14 protein-coding genes are annotated in these 19,940 nt (G+C 40.3%); 13 read left to right on the top strand and 1 reads right to left on the bottom strand.

Annotated elements, in window-relative coordinates:
* Positions 1 to 87 precede the first annotated feature (87 nt).
* Genes cas9 through cas2 form a run of 3 tightly spaced genes read left to right on the top strand, consistent with a single transcriptional unit; the run spans position 88 to position 4,917 of the window.
* The gene (cas9, locus tag DOD25_RS03970) at positions 88 to 3,648 is read left to right on the top strand and encodes a type II CRISPR RNA-guided endonuclease Cas9 (protein WP_234025929.1); all 3,561 of its coding nucleotides are present in this window, start codon (positions 88 to 90) and stop codon (positions 3,646 to 3,648) included.
* Between the two features lie 7 nt (positions 3,649 to 3,655).
* Positions 3,656 to 4,564, top strand: a complete 909-nt coding sequence (gene cas1, locus DOD25_RS03965) for a type II CRISPR-associated endonuclease Cas1 (RefSeq protein WP_112928756.1) — start codon at positions 3,656 to 3,658, stop codon at positions 4,562 to 4,564.
* On the top strand, positions 4,561 to 4,917 hold the full coding sequence (cas2, locus tag DOD25_RS03960; protein ID WP_112928754.1) for a CRISPR-associated endonuclease Cas2: 357 nt from the start codon (positions 4,561 to 4,563) through the stop codon (positions 4,915 to 4,917). Before cas1 ends, cas2 begins: the two co-directional genes overlap by 4 nt.
* Before the next feature lie 1,023 nt (positions 4,918 to 5,940).
* Here the strand turns inward: cas2 and DOD25_RS03955 are convergent.
* Positions 5,941 to 8,079 (bottom strand): M13 family metallopeptidase, encoded by a 2,139-nt coding sequence (locus tag DOD25_RS03955; protein WP_112928752.1) that lies wholly within the window; start codon positions 8,077 to 8,079, stop codon positions 5,941 to 5,943.
* Positions 8,080 to 8,170: 91 nt separating this feature from the next.
* Here DOD25_RS03955 and map point away from each other — a divergent pair, with 91 nt between their 5' ends.
* From map to glmS, 10 genes are all read left to right on the top strand, one after another.
* On the top strand, positions 8,171 to 8,944 hold the full coding sequence (gene map / locus DOD25_RS03950) for a type I methionyl aminopeptidase (protein WP_004107450.1): 774 nt from the start codon (positions 8,171 to 8,173) through the stop codon (positions 8,942 to 8,944).
* Between the two features lie 80 nt (positions 8,945 to 9,024).
* Positions 9,025 to 10,161 (top strand): peptide chain release factor 2, encoded by a 1,137-nt coding sequence (gene prfB / locus DOD25_RS03945; RefSeq protein ID WP_004107453.1) that lies wholly within the window; start codon positions 9,025 to 9,027, stop codon positions 10,159 to 10,161.
* A 61-nt stretch (positions 10,162 to 10,222) separates the two neighbouring features.
* A complete protein-coding gene (ftsE, locus tag DOD25_RS03940) occupies positions 10,223 to 11,605 on the top strand; it encodes a cell division ATP-binding protein FtsE (RefSeq protein WP_064340152.1) in 1,383 nt (460 codons plus the stop codon).
* Complete coding sequence (gene ftsX, locus DOD25_RS03935; protein WP_004107457.1) at positions 11,605 to 12,528, top strand: permease-like cell division protein FtsX; 924 nt, start codon at positions 11,605 to 11,607, stop codon at positions 12,526 to 12,528. Before ftsE ends, ftsX begins: the two co-directional genes overlap by 1 nt.
* A gap of 146 nt (positions 12,529 to 12,674) precedes the next feature.
* Positions 12,675 to 14,081, top strand: coding sequence for a CHAP domain-containing protein (locus tag DOD25_RS03930; RefSeq protein WP_004107459.1), 1,407 nt, complete (start codon positions 12,675 to 12,677; stop codon positions 14,079 to 14,081).
* A gap of 134 nt (positions 14,082 to 14,215) precedes the next feature.
* Complete coding sequence (gene smpB, locus DOD25_RS03925; RefSeq protein ID WP_004107461.1) at positions 14,216 to 14,713, top strand: SsrA-binding protein SmpB; 498 nt, start codon at positions 14,216 to 14,218, stop codon at positions 14,711 to 14,713.
* A 275-nt stretch (positions 14,714 to 14,988) separates the two neighbouring features.
* Entirely contained in the window at positions 14,989 to 15,897 is a 909-nt protein-coding gene (locus tag DOD25_RS03920; protein ID WP_004118845.1) for an ABC transporter substrate-binding protein, read from the top strand.
* A 144-nt stretch (positions 15,898 to 16,041) separates the two neighbouring features.
* A complete protein-coding gene (locus tag DOD25_RS03915; RefSeq protein ID WP_112928750.1) occupies positions 16,042 to 17,043 on the top strand; it encodes an amino acid ABC transporter permease in 1,002 nt (333 codons plus the stop codon).
* An 85-nt stretch (positions 17,044 to 17,128) separates the two neighbouring features.
* Positions 17,129 to 17,917 (top strand): amino acid ABC transporter ATP-binding protein, encoded by a 789-nt coding sequence (locus DOD25_RS03910; RefSeq protein ID WP_101886097.1) that lies wholly within the window; start codon positions 17,129 to 17,131, stop codon positions 17,915 to 17,917.
* A 95-nt stretch (positions 17,918 to 18,012) separates the two neighbouring features.
* The gene (glmS, locus tag DOD25_RS03905; RefSeq protein WP_004118863.1) at positions 18,013 to 19,920 is read left to right on the top strand and encodes a glutamine--fructose-6-phosphate transaminase (isomerizing); all 1,908 of its coding nucleotides are present in this window, start codon (positions 18,013 to 18,015) and stop codon (positions 19,918 to 19,920) included.
* Positions 19,921 to 19,940 lie beyond the last annotated feature (20 nt).

The following is a 19,940-nucleotide window of genomic DNA, read 5'->3' as shown; positions in this document are numbered from 1 at the left end:
TGCTCGTGATTAAGTTCATTCTATTTTATAGATATTTATTACCTGAAAATTTATAGATAGTTATTTTATTTATACAAATAAGTGCTTATGATTCTGTATATGGAAGGCAATATTTCTTATGCTATCGGCATTGACGTCGGTTTAAATTCAGTAGGTCTTGCTGCAATTCGCTTGGATGATTACGGGGAACCTATAAGAATACTTAAAGCAATGAGTGTTATTCATGATGCTGGTATTGATCCAAATGGGGCAAAAGAATCTGATACTCGTAAAGCAATTTCTGGTGTTGCTCGTCGTGTGCGCAGGTTGCATCGTCAGTGCAGGCGTAGATTGAAAAAACTTGATTTTCTATTGCATTCATTTGGTTGGCCTGTTGTTGAAAACAAGGATTTAGATTTTTCTGATTCGTTTATTCCATGGATTTTTCGTGCAAAACTTGCTGATGAATATATTGCGGATGAAGAACAACGTAAACAAATGTTAAGTGTTGCAATTCGTCATATTGCTCGACATCGTGGTTGGCGCAATCCTTATCAGTCAATAAAGTCAATGATGCAAGAGACTGAGTATTCTGAATTCTACAATGAGTTGCTAAAAAATATTGAAAAGTTTGCGCCAGGAGTAGGTTGTGAAGGTTGTACGCCTGCGCAATTAGTACGCGATTATCTTTTATCACAACAAGGTAAACCCTCGCGTCGTTTACGTATAACTACAGACGATAGAAAGAAAAATCATCCCAACTCATTAGATCCTGTTTTACCACGTAAGCTAATGCAAAGTGACAGCATGCTTGAGATTCTCAATATTTTCAATGTGCAACATATTGATGACAAGTGTGTCAGAGAGCAGATTATTAATGCTGTTTTTTATGCGAAATCTCCGCGTGGTTCTGCAGAAAATCGTGTTGGCAAAGATGCTATAACAGGAAAGGGTAAGCGTGCACTAAAGGCATCGTTAGCGTTTCAGAAATATCGAATCATATCTACTATTTCTAATCTTCGCATAAGAGAAAATTCAAAAGAACGTTGTTTAACAATAGAAGAAAAGCAAAGAGTTTATAAATTATTAACAACTTCGACTGATGAGTCTTCAAAAGAGAAAAGCGCTGAAGCGCCATTATATACTTGGATTGATGTAGCTGATTGCCTCAGAATTGAACGCTATAAGTTACGTGGAGTGGGATCACAAGTAGGAGATGGAGAATCTGTTGGTAATCGTCCTCCAATGTTGAATAGTGAGTTAGCTATTATTTATGCGAAGGATGAATCTTTAAGGCAATGGTGGTTAGATGCTAATCGTACTCAAGAAGATAAAGAAGCTCTTATTGAGATATTGAGCAACACGGTAGACATAGAAGCAATTCATGATAATCCTGAATATCAAGATAAGTACGGTTCAGTGATAGCATTTATTGATTCAATGGATGAAACAGAAATTGCGGCATTGGAAAATATTTCATTGCCTAATGGTCGTGCTGCTTATAGTTTGGAAACATTAGATAAACTCAATAAGCAAATGCTTGAAACTGATGATGATTTATTTGAAGCGCGCAAAAAGTTATTTAATTTACCCAATAATTGGCGTCCATCTGAAGCTCCTATTGCAGAGCCAACAGGTAATCCTTCAGTTGATCGAGTATTGAAAATTGTGCATCGATTCCTTATAAGTGCTAAAAATCGTTGGGGTAATCCTGTACGTATTAATATTGAACATGTTCGTTCTGGATTCCAATCTAAAAAAATGGCGAATTCATATAAGAAATTATTAGATAAACGAACCAAAGGTAAAGAAAATCTTAAAGCAATGATGCGGAATTCTTTGCATTTGGGCACGAGTGATTCTATTTCAGATGCAGATATACGCCGTTATGAGGCTGTTCAACGTCAGAATGGACAATGTTTGTATTGTGGCTCTGAGATTACTTATCATACTTGTGAGCTAGACCATATTGTTCCACGTAAGGGGCCAGGTTCTACGAATACTCGTGAGAATTTAGTTGCTACTTGCTCATCATGTAACGCTCAAAAGTGTAATACTCCTTTTGCAACTTGGTGCGAGCAGTCTATATATTGCAAGAATCATGATATTAGTGTAGATTCTGCTATTAATCGGGTTCATGCTTTTATTTTCTCTCCTAATTCATACGACAAACGCGGTGCTAGCCAATTCAAAAAAGAAGTTATAGCTCGCTTAAAGCAAAAGGTTGGTGATGAAGCGTTTGATAATCGTTCTATTGAATCGGTTGCATGGATGGCAAACGAATTGCATCGTAGAATTGATTGGTATTATAATTCGCAGAATTATCAAACAAACAATGGTATTTCCGATATAAGTAATAAAGCTCAAACAAATGTTGGAGTTTATGCTGGATCACTTACTGCTATAGCAAGAAGAATGTCTGGAATTGACGGAAAACTAGAGTTCTTTGATGGTAGAAGAAAAACTCGTTTTGATAGACGACATCATGCAGTTGATGCATCAGTAATTGCAATGATGACTCCAGGAATAGCTCAAATACTTACAATTAAATGCAATCTGCGTGAAACACAGTTATTGCAATGTAATAAAGTGGTTCCCGGTGGTATTGATTGGAGAGAATATCCAACGGCTAATGATCAAGGATATCAGCAATATGCTAATTGGTCTGTTCGTATGAATGCGTTATTGAAACTTCTTAATGAAGAAATGAGAGCTGATCGTATTGCTGTGGTTAATTCTATTCGTTTGAGATATAGTAATTCTTCTGTTCACAAATATGAGGTAAATGCATTATTGAAGTTGCATGTCGGTGATGAAATCGACAGTGAAACAATCCGACGTGCTTCTACTCCTGCACTTTATTGTGCTTTGACAAGGAATCCTGATTATGATGTAAACAATGGTCTTCCTGAAAATCCAAATAGAACTATCCTGTTGCATAATAAGAAGTTAAATGCTGATGATTCGATTACTTTTTTCGAAGCACAAGCAGCGCAGCTTTTCGTACGAGAAGGTTCTGCAGAGATTGGTAATTCTATCCACCATCTACGCATTTATGAATGCTTTGAAAAGTTGAAAAGTGGGAAAATTAAAAAATCTTATGGAATGATTCGTGTATTTCAAAATGATTTGCACAGACATATTCATGAAGATTTATTCTCGTGTGATTTGCCTGAGCAATCTATCTCAATGAGATATGCTGATACGAAAGTTGCTCATGCTGTGCAAACAGATAATGCTAATTATCTCGGATATCTTGTGCCTGGCGATGAGATTATCGTTGATTTTAGTCATGCTAAATTATCAGAAAATATAGGTACATTTGTAGAATTCCTAAACAAAATAGGAGCAAATTGTGCAGCATATAACCATTGGGTGGTTGTGGGTACAGACAATGAAACAACTTTGATACTTAAACCATCGATGATTTCTTCTGAAGGAATTGACAAGTTGTATTCGAATTGCAAGCGCAATAACTTCGATTATTCTTCTTATGAAAAATCTATTAATAAGATTCTAGCTGGTAAAGGTTGGCGTGTTTCTGTTAATGTATTGGCTCAGTATAAAGCAGCAACTATTCGACGTAATGTGTTAGGTGAAGTACGTTGGACATCGCATTCGCATTTACCTATTTCTTGGAGTTGGGATACTGGAGAAAATAGAGAATAGAGGAATTATGCAGAATGCTTGGCGTGTGATTGATTGTACTAATTTACAAGGTGAATTACGGTATATTCGCGGTAGGATTTTAGTGTGTGATCACGCATTAGAGCAGAAAGTTGAAATTCCGTTAGCAGAAACGGCAATATTGCTTATTGGCTTGCATTGTAATTGTTCTGCAGGTCTGCTTCATCAGTGTGCTAAATATGGTACTTGCGTAATGACCTGTGATTGGCGATGTGTTCCTGTCAGTGCTATGCATTCGTGGGTCAATGTTCCTACGAGAATTACCGTCCGTCAATTGTCGCAGGCAACGATGAGTGTGCCTCGAAGAAAAGCAGCGTGGGCTCAGATTGTTCGTGCGAAAATACGTGGACAAGCAGCTTGCCTCGATTTATTAAATAAGGAGGGAGGTGGATTATTACGAGGAATATCTAATACTGTTCGTTCTGGAGATGTAACGAACAGGGAAGGTCAAGCTGCTCGTGAATATTGGAAACGTATTTTTCCTGAAGAAGAAGATTTTCATCGTAAACCCGGGTCTGGTCAAGATAGGAATGCTTTACTTGACTATGCTTACATGGTGCTACGTGGTTTTTCTATTCGTGCAGTTTTATCTGCAGGTCTTAATCCCACAATGGGTATGAATCATCATAATGGTACTAATTATTTCTGCTTAGCAGATGACATAATTGAGCCGTTTAGACCAGCTGTTGATTATGCTGTTTCAAAATTATCATTCTCAGATACGCCAAATGATAAAGCAGTTAAAAAGTATTTAATCGACAGTGTTAATCAACAGTTTAATGGTTCTGGACATACTATTCCTAGTGCCTTATCTGATTTAGCTCAATCATATGGTATTTATGTGGAAAAAGACGTGGAAGAATTTCAAGTACCACAATTCATAAGGAGCGGATTATGAAAGTCGATGAGGACAGTGGTGGCATGTGGTGTTTAGTAATGTTTGATTTACCGGTGAAAACAAAAGTAGAGCGTCACGCTGCAACTGTATTTCGCAATATGCTTCTTGATATGGGATATGCAATGGTGCAATTTTCTGTATATGTTCGCTATAGCCCCACACAAACAGGAAATAGAACTTCAGTAAAAATAATTAAGGATAATCTTCCGCCGCGTGGATCTATACGCATTTTACATGTCAGTGATCATCAATGGTCATCTGCACAGCGCTATTACAATGCTAGGCAAGAAAAGAAAGAAGAAACTCCAGATATTGCTGTGCTTTTTAATCGTAAAACACTTTATAATAGTTGAAATTCTACCCTTCTTGACGATATACCAATTATATCAAGAAGGATAGAAGCTAATTTTCAACGGTTGCCTACTATTGTGATTGTGGTTTCCAATTATATCAAGAAGGATAGAAGCTAATTTTCAACGGCTATCCTTGACGGCTTGCTGAAAGGCCAATTATATCAAGAAGGATAGAAGCTAATTTTCAACTAATAAATAAAAACGGGGAAGCTGGAAAGCTTCCCCTGCAGTGATAATCATCAAAACTGCTGAGCAATCAAACTGGATAACAAGTCCAGTCTTATTGAAAATTAGCACTTCTAATATATCATTTTTAAGAAATAGAAAACAAGTGAACTTTTCTAAGTTTTGCTAAAAAATTTAAAAAGTAACATATTGATATAATCAATAGATAGTGTAGTTGAAAATATTTTTACTTTACGCATGTGTGCGTTTTTAAAAAGTATCTTCTGGGAATGTATGTAGGATTATAGGCTCAAAAGTGTGTAAAGCTAAGCTGATGAATATTCTGTGCATAAACCATATCTTCAGCACCGTTACTAACTCAGTTATCTAACTGAGAAAGTAACGGGAATCACCCAAACACTGTTAAAAACTCAGTCAAGTATCTGAGAAAGTAACGGTCATATGTTACTGGTGCAGTAGCTAATCTGCGTTAATAACGAATAATTGCGATTTATCGTTACTAGTGCAGTACGTAATCTGCGTTAACAACAAATAAGTGGAGTTATACGTTACTAGTGCAGTACTTATACTGCGCCAGTAACAGAGTTTGACGATTTATTGTTAAATACTCAGCTAATACATGCTTCGAACGCCGCTTAGCATAAGAAATAATCTACATTCGATATACTGCGAGCCCTACTGCCATAAGGGTTATGAGCTTATTTTTACACACTTTTAGCCTATAACCCCATATATTCTAATGGGAACGTTACTAATGTAGCGTTCCCATTATGTTATTTATTATAAGCAGATTATTTATTCGTTATCTGCGCACGACAATTATTCGCATTAGGCATTTTACCAAATGTGCACGCGCTCGCTTGGGTCGAGCCACATTTCGTCGCCTTCTTGAACATTGAAAGCATCGTAGAACAAGTCAACGTTGCGAGCAATGCCGTTAGTGCGGCATTCGGCTGGGGAGTGCGGGTCGATTTGAAGCAGCTGTTCCGCAATTTCATTACGAGCCTTGGAACGCCATACTAACGCGTAGCTTAAGAAGAATCGCTGCAAAGCAGTGAAACCATCTACTTCAGGAGCGTTAAGCAAGGTTTCGCGAATAGCATCATCACTTCCGTTGATTTCTTGTCCCTTGCTCTTTTGCAAGGCGAAAGCGTATGCTTTAAGCGCAATAGTCACGCCGCTTAAATCGCCAATATTTTCGCCGATTGTTAAAGCACCGTTTACGTGAGGCATCGCATTGCGCTCTTCTTTGCTCTTCAAGTGAGAGTACTTAACAATAAGCTGCGTTGGTGTGAAAGCATTGTATTGCTCAATAAGCTTCTTAGTGCGCTCAGTGAAGTTGGTTTTGTCTTCTTCAGTCCACCAATTGTTAAGTACGCCGTCGCCGTCGTATTCGCAACCTTGATCGTCAAAACCGTGACCGATTTCATGACCAATCACGGCACCAATAGCACCATAATTTGCTGCGTCTGGAGCGCTTGGGTTAAAGAATGGTGGTTGCAAAATAGCAGCTGGGAACACGATTACGTTCAGCAGAGGATCGTAGTAAGCGTTCACAGTTTGCGGAGTCATCTGCCACTCTTCGCGATCCACAGGATTTCCGGCTTTTGCAGTATTTTTACCAAAGCCAAATCGATAAACTTCGCGCATATTCTCAACTAAATCAGCGTCTTCCTTAATATTTAGCGCAGAGTAGTCAACCCAATGGTTTGTGTAACCAATATTTGGCTCAAATTTACTAATCTTTTCCAAAGCCTTCGCTTTAGTTTCCTCGCCAAGCCAGCTGCTGTGAGAAATCGACTCGCGGTAAGCGTTAATAAGATTGTCAACTAAGCCTTGCATATATTCCTTAGAAGACTCAGGGAAATGCAATCGCACGTATTCGCGTCCAACTTCCTCGCCACAAGCATCGTCAACAACTCCGACTGCTCGCTTCCAGCGGTCGCGTTGCTTTGTGGCTCCAGAAAGCACCTTGCCGTAGAAGTCGAATCTAGCTTCGGCAAAGTCTTCACTCAGTAAGATTGCCCAGCACAAAATCACGTGCACGCGTGCCCAAAGCTTTAAATCTTCTAAGTCGGCTTCCTGCCAAATCTTATTCAATCCTTCTATAAAGCTTGGCTCGTGAACTACTACTTTGCTAAAAGCTTCACGAAGATTGATTGGTTGATGTTCTGCTTCTTCGCAAGTTTCGTACGCTTTTTGTGCAGCATCTAAGAAAGCGTCGAGATTCAGCGCTTCAAGATTTTTTGCCAAATCAGCATAATTGCAAGGATTATAAGTTTTTTGAGAATCGCGAGTTGCCACGTTATCCCAATGGTGCTTCGCGATTTTAGTTTCAACATTCAAAAAACGCTCGGCTTGAGCTTGGGTAGTGGCGGTATCTCCGTAACCAGCCAATCTCAACAACGAAGCTACCATTTTTACATATTCAGTGCGAATTGGAGCGTAGTTATCTTCGCGATAGTATGCTTCGTCTGGCAAGCCCAATCCCGATTGCTCAATATGCATAATATTCGTCTTAGGATCTTTAGGATCTCCGTAAACTCCAAAATAAAACATTGCATCTGGACCGCCGTACGGATTAAGCGTGCCAATAGTGCGAACCAAATCTTCCTTAGTTTCTGCTGAATCCACAGCGTCTAGATCGCCCTTAATTGGCGTAATTCCAGCTTTTTCAATAGATGTGGTATCCAAATAGTTACGGTATAAGGTTTGCGACTTTTTGGCTGGGCAATTTTCGTTTTCTAAAATATCTCGAATTTGCTTTTCTGCATCTTCTGCAAGCTTGTGGAAAGCACCATACATTGGTTTGTCTTCTGGGAGAGTGTAAGTGTCAATCCAAGGACCATTTACGTAACGGAATAAATCGTCTTGTGGGCGAGTAGCCGACGAGAAGGAGGCAGGGTCGAAATCTACAGCAGAAATTTCCTTCTGCGATTCCTTATTATTACTATTATTTTCATTGTTGTTAGACATGTGATTAGCTTACAAGTATTAAGCGACACTATTAGTTAGTATTTTCGCTATATTTTGCTTTATTTTCGTGCCTGCGCGTTAGTCTTGAAGCATGATTGAACTTAAAACTCCATCTGAAATTGAAGCGATGAAGCCTGCAGGTCGCTTCGTCGGTAGTATTCTTAAAGACTTGAAAGCAATGACCAAAGTTGGCACGAATCTTCTTGAGATTGATGACTTCGTTCGTCAGCGAATTATGAGCCGCAAAGGTGCGTCTTCTTGCTATGTTGATTACGCTCCTGATTTTGGTACAGGTCCTTTTGCGCACTATATTTGCACTTCTGTAAACGATGCTGTCCTTCACGGAGTTCCTTTTGATTATAACCTTAAAGACGGCGATTTGTTGACCCTTGATTTGGCAATTAACGTCGATGGATGGGTTGGTGATTCCGCTATTAGTTTTGTGGTTGGAAAGCATGCTGATCCTGAGGATTTACGCTTAATTAAGTGCACTGAGGAAGCTCTTGAGGCTGGTATTAATATGGCTCAGCCTGGCAACCGTCTTGGCGATATTTCTGCAGCTGTTGGTTGCGTTGCTCACGAGTATGGTTATAGCGTAAATCTTGAGTTTGGCGGTCACGGAGTCGGTCATATTATGCACGGCGATCCGCATGTTCCTAACGATGGAACTGCTCACCATGGCTACAAGCTTCGCCCAGGTCTTGTGATTGCAATTGAGCCATGGTTCTTAAAGACTACTGACGAAATTTACCAGGATCCTAAGGATGGTTGGACTCTTCGCTCTGCTGATGGTTCTCGCGGTGCACACACTGAGCATACGATTGCAATTACGGAAAACGGTCCTGAGATTTTGACCGTGCGCTAAACTTATCAATAGTTGATTTTGTAAGTATTTTGCGAGTAGTAATTGCGTAAAACAGGTATGTAAAGAGGTACTTTAAGTAAATGGCGGAATTTGATTTTTCCCAAGCGTTAAATGATGTTGAAGCAAAGTATTCTTTGATTTCTAAAGCACTAGATGTCGATTCGTTGAAGGCTACGATTGCTGATTTAGAAAAGCAGGCTGCAGAGCCTGGACTTTGGGACGATTCTGAGCATGCTCAGCAAGTCACGAGTAAGCTTTCTGCAGCTCAGTCTCAATTGAAGCGTTTGCAAGCTGTTGAACAGCGTATTGAAGATACTAAGACTTTAATTGAGCTTGGTGAAGAAGAAGGCGATGCTGATTCAATGAATGAGGCTCAAGAAGAGCTTGGAAATATTGCTCACGAGTTGGACGATATGGAAGTTCAGACTCTTCTTGACGGCGAGTATGACGCTCGTTCTGCGGTTGTTACGATCCGTTCTGGTGCGGGCGGTGTGGATGCTGCCGATTTTGCTCAAATGCTTCTTCGTATGTACTTGCGCTGGGCTGAGCGAAACGGCTATAAAACTAAGATGATGGACACGTCTTATGCAGAAGAGGCTGGTATTAAATCAGCCACTTTCCAAGTGGATGCCCCGTACGCGTATGGTCGTCTTTCTGTAGAAGGTGGCACTCACAGAATGGTTCGTATTTCGCCATTCGACAATCAAGGACGTCGCCAAACTGGTTTTTCTGCTGTTGAAGTAATTCCTCTTGTTGAAGCTACGGATCATATTGATATTCCGGATTCGGATATTCGCGTGGATACTTTCCAGGCTTCAGGGCCAGGAGGTCAGGGCGTGAACACTACGTATTCTGCTGTTCGTATTACGCATTTGCCAACCGGCTTGGTTGTTTCTATGCAAGATGAGCGAAGTCAGATTCAGAACCGCGCCGCTGCAATGGCAGTTTTGCAATCGCGTTTGCTTGTGCTTAAGCATGCTGAGGAAGCTGCAAAAAAGAAGGAACTTGCTGGAGATATTAAGGCAAGTTGGGGAGATCAAATGCGCTCTTACGTGCTTCACCCTTATCAGATGGTGAAGGATTTGCGCACTGGCTACGAAACTTCGCAAACTCAGGCTGTTTTTGACGGCGATATTGACGGTTTTATTGAAGCTGGCATTCGTTGGCGTCACGAGCAGCGAGTCGCAGCTCAAAAAGAAGCTGAAGCAGAATCTTAAAAAACTAAAGCTAGAACTAAAAACCAACAATTACACATAATCTTCGGAAGGAATTGAAACAATGTCGCTGATTTCATTAGATCATGTGTCAAAAATATATCCTCGAGGTACACGTCCTGCATTAGACGATGTGTCTTTGCATGTAGATCGTGGAGATTTTGTGTTTCTTGTTGGCGCTTCCGGTTCTGGTAAAACTACATTGCTTAGTTTGCTGCTTCGCGAAGAAGAAGCAAATGGTGGGGAAATTCACGTAGCCGGTAACGATTTGCGCAGACTTTCTAACCGACAGGTGCCGCAGTATCGTAGATCTCTTGGCTTTATTTTTCAGGATTATAAGCTGCTTAATAATAAAACAGTTTACCAAAATGTTGCTTTTGCTTTGGAAGTGATTGGCACGAGTCGGTCTACGATTCGTTCACTTGTTCCTCGTGTTCTTGAAACGGTTGGTTTGACTGGTAAAGAAAATAATTACCCACATGAGCTTTCTGGTGGTGAGGCGCAGCGAGTTGCAATTGCTCGCGCATATGTCAATCACCCTCAAATTATTCTTGCAGATGAGCCTACTGGTAATTTGGATCCAACTACTTCTCTTGGAATTATGGAAGTTTTGGATGCTATTAACCGAACTGGCACAACGATTGTTATGGCTACGCATAATGAGGAAATTGTGAACTCAATGCGTAAGCGCGTTGTGGAGCTTCATGCCGGCAAAATTGTGCGTGATGAGCGTGAAGGATCATATGATTCTGCATTGTATTTCCCGGATAGTGAAGTTGAGCATAATTCTAAAGCACAACAAACTGTTGAAAATTCTCAAGATCAATCAGATAGTGATGCTCAAAAATCAATTGCTCAATCTGAGCATACTGAACGTCATAAGAGGCTTTCTAAAAAAGCTCAACGTGCTGCTCAGGCGCGTGAAGTTGTTGACATGGTAACGCAATCGTTGAAGAGTGACACTTCAGAAAATGAAGGAATTGCACGTTTGGCTCAGTCTGTTCATTCTGGCAGAACTGGTCGTTACGGCGAAGTGTTCCAGTCTTTGGAAACAACGATGACTTGGGGACGCGGATTGATTTCTGCAAACGATAATGAAGATGTTGAAGAGAATGATTCAGAAGTTGAGATTTCGGAAGATAATAAAGAATCCTATGAAACTGCCGAATCTCACGAAACTGCTGAAACTAATGAATCTACTGAATCTACTGAATCTACTGAAAACTCTGAAGTGAGCGGAGAATCACAATCCGAAACCAGCGATGAGTTGCAATCAGAAGCAGAAAGTAAGTTGCAATCCGATGCTGAATCTGAGCGTAAATCTCAGCTTCCTCCTATGCCTCCAGCTCCGCCTAAGCCACCTGTTGCAGCTGAAAATACTAATAATGAGAACATTAGTGTTGACGATAGCAATAATGACATTAATAAAACTGAAGGAGCAGAGTAATGCGTTTACGATTTATTTTTTCCGAAACTTGCATTAGTTTGCGTCGTAATGTTTCGATGATTCTTTCGGTTATGCTTGTAACGTTCATTTCTTTCCTTTTTATTGGTGTTTCAGTGCTTATGCAAGCGCAGATTACCAAGGCAAAAGGTGACTGGTATGACAAAGTAGAAGTGGTTGCCTGGCTGTGCCCGGATGGAACTAGCCAATCTCCTTCTTGTGCTTCTGGAAAAGCGCCTACTAGTGCCGAAATTGTAAAATTGGAGCATATTATTCACCAAGAATTAGGCGATGATGTTTCAAATATCACTTATGTTAGCCGCAACGAATTTTATAAAAACACATTCTTAAAGCAATATCCTAACGGAATGTATCAAGGACGTACTTTAACTGCGGCAGACATGCAAGATTCGTTGCGCTTGAAGCTTACTAATCCTATGAAATATCAGGTTGTTTCAGAAGTTCTTTCTGGACGCGATGGTGTGGAAGAAGTTGTTGATCAGCGTCAGATTTTTGATCCTGTTTTCAGTGTACTTAATCGCGCTACTGTTGTGACAATTGTGCTTGCAGCGGTTATGGTTGTTGTAGCTATTATGCTTACTGGCACTACGATTCGAATGTCTGCTGCTAGCCGTCGTCAAGAAACCGAAATTATGCGCTTAGTTGGTGCCTCTAACTGGACTATTCGTATGCCGTTTATTCTTGAAGGAGCGTTCGCGTCGTTTGTAGGTTCTTTACTTGCTGGTGCTGCGTTAAGTTTAGTAGTTAAAATTTTTGTAACTGATTGGCTTGCGCAGAATGTGCGTTGGATGCCATTTGTTACTCAAACAACTGTGTGGCTATGCGTTCCAATACTTGTAGCTGGTGCAGTGGTGTTATCTATAGTTGCTTCTGCTATTGCTTTGAGACGATACTTAAAAGCTTAAAATGCAAAATAATAGGTGTGTAATTATTTGCGTTATTTTCGTATGAGTATTGTAAAAGTACTATTTTAGAAGATTTGAAGTAGAAACTCGCGTGATTCCTTGCATTACGGTATAATTCGCAATAGTGATGTTGAAAGGGAAGTGATATGAGCGAAGATCGACATAGCATGTATGCAATTCGACGCACTCATACTGTAGTGAGTTTAATAGTTGCTATTTCAATGATGTTTGCTGGTGTTGCTGGTGCATTATTTAATGCGTCTACAGCAAGTGCTGTCAACATGAAGGAATATAGGCGCAAAATACAACGAAACGAGAATTTGAAGCGCCAACTTGCTGGCGTAAGTAAACAACTCGCAAATAAGATCATTGAATTGAATGATTTAAATGAGCATAAAATTCCAAATCAAATACGAGCTGCTCAACAAGCAGAAGAGCAAGCTTCTCAGGCGCGCAGTCTTGTAGAATCAACGCAGCAGCGTCTAGAGTCTGCACAAAAAGATAAGCGTGATTTGGAAGAGAAAATTAAAAAAACTGGTGAAGATTTTGATGATGCTAAGGCTGCTGTAGCACAGCTTGCTCGTAAGAGTTTCCATGGTTCTCAGGCATCTAATGTTATGGATATTGTGACTAAATCAACTACCACAGAACAGTTTGTTGGAAAGTTACAATCCGAGGCTGCTGTTGCTAGAAGTGAAGCAAACGCTGCTAATGATGCTGCTATCAAGTTGAATACTTCTATGAATCGTCGTCAGCGTTTGGCTGCTATTGAAGCAGAAATAACCAAGTTAAAGCAGCAGGCGGATGCCCAAGCGCAAAGTGCTCAAATCGCTGCGAAAGCTGCCAATGATCGCAAAAAGTCCTTGCAAAGTTTGCGAGATCATGGTGAAGAGATTCGTAAGCAGCTGGAAGGTCAAAAGAGTAGTTTGACTTCTCAGTCTGCGCGTGAGGCTGCAGAAATTATAGCAATGAAATCTGCCATCGATGCTCAAGCGCGTGCTCTTGCTAATAAGTCATTCGCTAAAGCCGATCCGAATGCTGGTAATCGTCAGCAATTGAATGGAAGTTCTGGGAAGAATGTTTACCTTCCTCCGATGCAACTTTCTAATGGCGCTGCTAATGGTATGAATTATACTGTTCCTGGAAATTGCGCAGAAGGTTCTAAGTTCTGCTACGGGCATAATACTGGAAACACTGTTGGTGGTTCTGCTTATCCTGCTCGTCAATGCACGTTATGGGCTTATTTGCGTCGTTCGCAACTTGGTCTGCCTGTTGGCTCCTACATGGGTAATGGTGCTGAGTGGGCGAATACTGCTCGTAGGCTTGGATATTTAGTTAATAGAATTCCACATGTTGGTGCTGTTATGGTGTTTGCTCGTGGCCAACGTGTTGGTAATTGGAATGCTGATTGGCAATATGGACATGTTGCGGTTGTGGAACGTGTGAATGCTGATGGATCAGTTCTTATTTCTGAAGGTGGAACTGGTTTTGCAACATTCCCTGCTTATGAAACTATTTATAATCCAGGCGATTATGAGTACATTCATTATTAAATATAAGCACTTCATAGTTTTCAATTTATTGAAATTGAAAACGTTGTAAGATTTACGACTTATTGTTCTTGCCATAAGATAGTAGTATCTTATGGCAAGTTTCTTTTGTGTGTGATGTGTACTGGAGGGGAATTATGGCAAATAAGCCTGCGCAAGATGGCACTGTTACTGTGGCACAAAACCGTAAAGCGCATCATGATTATGTAATTGAAGATTGTTATGAAGCAGGTCTTGCTCTTACTGGTACTGAAGTTAAGTCACTTCGCGAAGGGCGTGCTTCTTTAGCTGAATCATTTGTGAATATTGATCGTCGTGGTGAAATGTGGCTTGAAGGAGCAAATATTCCTGAATATTTAAACGGCACATGGAATAATCATGCTCCTAAGCGCAAGCGTAAGCTTCTGCTTCATGCTGCTGAGATTGCTAAGCTTTCTAGGCAAACTGAGGCGAAAGGCTACACTGTTGTGCCTTTGCGTTTGTATTTTAAGGGAAGCTACGTAAAAGTAGAAATTGCTTTAGCGCGCGGTAAAAAGGAATTTGATAAGCGTCAGGCTTTGCGTGAGGAGCAAGATAAGCGAGAGGCTTTGCGTGAAATGCGTTACCGTAATCTGCGTTCTCGTAGTATTGATTAAGAGTTGATGTTTCTTTTTATACGTTTTTGAAACACATGTGCGCTTCGCATGGGATAGAAAGTGCGACAATACGACACGCACATATTATACATTATTGCGAATAATATGCAGTTTTTGTTTATGAAAAGCATAATTATTGTGCAGATGTACTGCATGAGTATCTTCGTATATTCAATAATCGTATAAAAGGCTGTTGAATTTGTAGGGTTATCGTGTATAGTTATACACATTAATGCAAATTATAGATTCTTAGTACATACATGAGGAGAAGAACTATGTTTAAATCTATGAAGCCTGTTGCTATTGTTGCATCTTTAGTAATGATTGGCAGTATTGCTGCATGTGGACCTGCTGATTCTAAAGAAGCAGACCCTGATATTGCTCGTAGCTATGATATAAGTCATGTGCAAAAAGATGATGCTGTTGCAGCATTGGTACCAGCAGAAGTTGCAAAAACAGGAGAGTTAACTGTTGGTGTAAACGTAAGTTATGCCCCTGCAGAATTCTTTGCTGCAGACGGTAAAACTCCTGTAGGTTACGAAATTGATTTTTCGAAGGCTCTTGCAAAGGTCATGGGCTTAAAAGCAAAAATTATGCATGCTCAGTTTGACTCAATCATTCCAGCAATAGGAAGCAAATATAATGTCGGTATTTCTGGTTTTACAGTAAATGCTGAACGTATGAAGTCTGTAGACTTTATTACTTATGCCAACGCAGGCTTGTCTTTTGAAGTGCGTAAGGGAAATCCTACTAAAGTAGATCCAAAGAACCTTTGTGGCAAGAAAGTAACTTTGGAAACTGGAACTGTTGGCGAACCTATTATGGAAGAAGCAAAGAAACAGTGCGCAGCTAAAGGGAATAAGCCTCTTGAAATCATGAGCTTCAAGGAGCAAACTGACGCAACTACCGCACTTCTTTCCGGTCGCGCTGATGTTATGTATGCAGATACTCCTGTTGCAGGTTACGCTTCAATTAAGAATCCTGGAAAGCTTGAAATTTTGGAAAACAGCAAGGATTCTGAACCAATGGGAGCGGCTGTTAAAAAGGGTGACGCAGCGATGCTGAAGGCTGTAAAAGCTGGCATTGATAAGCTTATGAAGTCCGGCGTATACAAGGATATCTTGAAGAAGTGGGGCGTTGAAGATGTTGCTATTGAAAAGTCTGTAGTTAATCCAAAACTATGAAATTTTAGCTATAAAACTTTAGCTATCAAATAATCGAATAATTATCTAAAATGATATTGTTAATCTGAGTCGTGATTTAATTCTCGGCTCAGATTGTTTCTTTACTTTGCTGTTTTTGTATAAACGTACTTATTGGAGTATATTTTGAATTCTTTAATTGGTAACTCTGCTAAGAGCAAGTCCGGAGTAGCTAACTCTGAACGTATTTTGCCAGTAAAAAAGCCAGGACCTATTATTGCCGGAGTCATTGTAGCTGTAATAGCATGTTCGCTTCTTTACAGTATTATTACTAACCCTCGTTTTGAATGGCAAGTAGTCGGAATATATCTAATAAGCGATAATGTGCTTTCTGGTATTGGCTGGACGTTGCTTCTTACGCTAATTGCTATGGTAATTTCAATCGTGTTTGCTGTAGGCTTAGCGATGATGCGTAAGTCAGTTAATCCTGTGCTTCGTGGCGTAAGTTGGTTCTTTATTTGGTTTTTCCGTGGTACTCCTGTTTATACGCAGCTTGTATTTTGGGGCATGTTTGCGGTTCTTGTGCCGAGAATTAGTATTGGTATTCCTTTTACTTCTGTAGAATTTTGGTCTATTGATTCTAATGTAATTATGACTTCTCTTACTGCTGCTGTAGTTGGTTTGTCTTTGAATGAATCGGCTTATTTGTCGGAAATTGTTCGCGCAGGATTGGAAGCTGTCGATAGTGGACAAGTTGAAGCTGCTAAGGCTCTTGGAATGGGTAGAGCTTTAACTATGAGGCGTATAATTCTTCCTCAAGCAATGCGTATTATTGTTCCTCCGCTTGGTAACGAAACAATCGGTATGCTAAAAACGACTTCGTTAGTTCTTGCAGTTCCGTTTACTCTTGAATTGCAATTTGCTACAAATGCTATTGCTAACCGTATCTATAAACCAATTCCGCTTCTTCTTGTTGCGAGTATTTGGTATTTGATTATTACTTCCATTTTGATGGTTTTGCAATACATGCTCGAGAAGCATTTTGCTAAAGGTTTTGAAGCAAGAGATATTGTAAAGCATGCTCAACTTAATACTGATTCTGATCAGCGCGGCGATCAATCATTAGATGCTAAACGGAAAAATGTTAAAGGACGAAATGATGCTGCTATGCTCGGATTTAATGCCTGAATAAACGCATAATAGCTTAAATTTTAAATATTTTTCTTTGTAAACTTTAAATTTTGCATGAAACAAACAAATTGGATGTGAATAAATGGTAGAAGCAAAATCTAATCTTCCTGCGGTTGCTATTAACGACGTGCAGAAATCTTTCGGTCAATTGCATGTACTTAACGGTATTAATATGACAGTGAATCCAGGTAGCGTAACAGTTATTTTGGGTCCGTCCGGTTCTGGAAAATCGACGTTATTGCGTTTAATTAATCAACTAGAAACTTTGACTGCAGGAAATATAAGTATTTATGGCGAGCGCATCGGTGTAAAGCAAGTAATGCATAAAGGTGAGAAATGTCTGCAGGCTCTTAACGACAAAGAAATTGCTCAACAGCGTGCGAAGCTTGGCATGGTATTCCAGCGTTTTAATTTATTCCCTCATATGACGGCTTTAGAGAACGTTATGGAAGCTCCTGTTCATGTTATGCATATGAAAGCTCAAGAAGCGCGCGATTTAGCTATTGAAGAACTAAAGCGAGTTGGCATGGATGAGCGTATGAACCATTATCCTGCAGAACTTTCAGGCGGTCAGCAGCAGCGCGTTGCAATTGCTCGCGCTCTTGCTATGAAACCGGAAATTATGCTATTTGACGAGCCAACATCTGCGCTAGATCCAGAGCTTGTAGGTGAAGTGTTAACCGTTATGCGAAATCTTGCTAAAGATGGCATGACTATGATTGTAGTAACTCACGAAATTGGTTTTGCGCGTGAGGTTGCAGATCAGGTTGTGTTTATGGATGGCGGTGTCATAGTTGAGCAGGGTAGTGCAGATATTATTACTAATCCGCAAACTGATCGTTTTAAAGATTTCCTAAATCACGTATTGTAATTTACGTAAGAAACGTATCTTATTTATGTAGTTTTGCATAGTTTTTGTGTGCTTCTCTGGCGTGCACTCGCTCGCATAACGTACAATAGAAGATTATGTGTGGCATTGTAGGATACGCAGGTTTTGGAAAAGTTTGTGCAAAACCTTTAGAAGTTTGTTTAGGTGGGTTAGAGCGTCTAGAATATCGCGGATATGACTCTTCGGGCGTAGCTTTAGTTGCTCCTGGGATGAAATGTGCGACTGTGAGAAAGAAAGCTGGTCGTTTATCTGTTCTTCGCAATGATATTGATGCAAACCCTATGCCTGAGGCGAGTGCAGCTATTGGTCATACTCGTTGGGCTACTAATGGTGCTCCTTGTGACATTAATGCGCATCCTCATACTAGTGCAGATGGCAAAATCGCGCTTATTCATAATGGCATTATTGAAAATGCTGTTGTATTAAAAGAGCAGCTTCACGAAGAAGGATACGAATTTTCTTCTCAAACAGATACTGAAGTTGCTGCAAAATTACTTGGCAAAATTGCGAATGATATTGTAAACGAAACTGGTAAGCCTGATTTATTCACAGCTCTTCGTCGTACTGCAAAAATGTTAAAAGGAGCTTTCACATTACTTGCTGTTGACGTTCGTCAGCCTGGTATTGTGGCTGCTGTTCGTCACGATTCGCCTTTGGTCGTAGGTCTTGGAGACGGTGAATATTTCCTTGGCTCTGACGTTGCAGCTTTTGTTGCTTATACGGATCGAGTCTTGGAAGTTGGTCAAGATCAAGCTGTGTGCATTGGAGATGTAGATGGCAGCGGCAAGGCATCTTTGCTTCTAACTGATTTTGACAATAATATTGTTGAAAATCCTACTTGTTTTACGGTTGATTGGGATGCTTCTGCAGTAGAAAAAGGCGGTTGGGATTCCTTTATGGATAAGGAAATTCATGAGGATCCACATGCTGTCGCTGACACTTTGCGAGGTCGCTTTGATGCGCAAGGAAATATTGTGCTAGATGAAGTGCATATTAGCCAAGATGTTTTGCGTTCAATAGATAAAATTATTGTTGTTGCTTGCGGAACTGCAAGTTATGCCGGATTGGTTGCAAAATATGCTATCGAGCATTGGGTTCGTGTGCCTGTAGAAGTTGAATTAGCGCATGAGTTTAGATATCGTGATCCTATTTTGACTCATCGCACGCTGGTTGTTGCTATTTCGCAATCTGGTGAAACAATGGACACGCTTATGGCTTTGCGCCATGCGCGCGAGCAAGGTAGTCGAGTTCTTGCAATTTGCAATACGCAAGGTTCTAGCATTCCGCGCGAATCTGATGCAGTTCTTTACACGCATGCAGGTCCAGAAATAGCAGTTGCATCTACTAAAGCTTTTGTTGCGCAAATAGTTGCAGCCTATATGCTTGGTCTGTTTTTGGCGCAAGTAAAAGGCACTATGTATCGCGACGAAATTCAGCAAATCGTTGCGCAATTAAAAGAGATGCCGGATAAAATTCAGCATGTACTTGATACACAATCTGAATCAATTATGAAAGCTGCTGAGCATACTCTGGAAGCTAAATCTTTCCTTTTCTTAGGTCGACATGTTGGATATCCTGTTGCGCTAGAAGGTGCGTTGAAGCTTAAGGAAATTGCGTATACGTTTACTGAAGGTTTTGCTGCGGGTGAGCTTAAGCACGGTCCTATTGCGCTTGTAGATGAAGGTGAGCCGGTAGTTGTGATTGTGCCATCTTCTCGCGGTCGTGATGTGCTTCATGCGAAAGTTATTTCTGGAATTGAAGAAGTTAAAGCGCGCGGAGCTTTCACTATAGCTGTTGCAGAAGAGGGTGATCCAGATGCTTCTCGCTATGCAGATATTGTGTTCTGGCGTCCTAAATGTGCGACTTTGCTAAGTCCTCTTGTAGATGTAGTTGCATTGCAATTATTTGCAATGGATATGGCAAAGTTAAAAGGTTATGATGTTGATAAGCCTCGTAATCTTGCAAAGTCTGTAACTGTTGAGTAAGCGCATAACAACGTTGAGTA

Origin of the sequence: Gardnerella leopoldii (assembly GCF_003293675.1) — a bacterium.
GTDB classification, from domain to species: domain Bacteria; phylum Actinomycetota; class Actinomycetes; order Actinomycetales; family Bifidobacteriaceae; genus Bifidobacterium; species Bifidobacterium leopoldii.
Note: the sequence above shows the minus strand (reverse complement) of the source record. Positions and strands in the feature narration are given on the sequence as shown.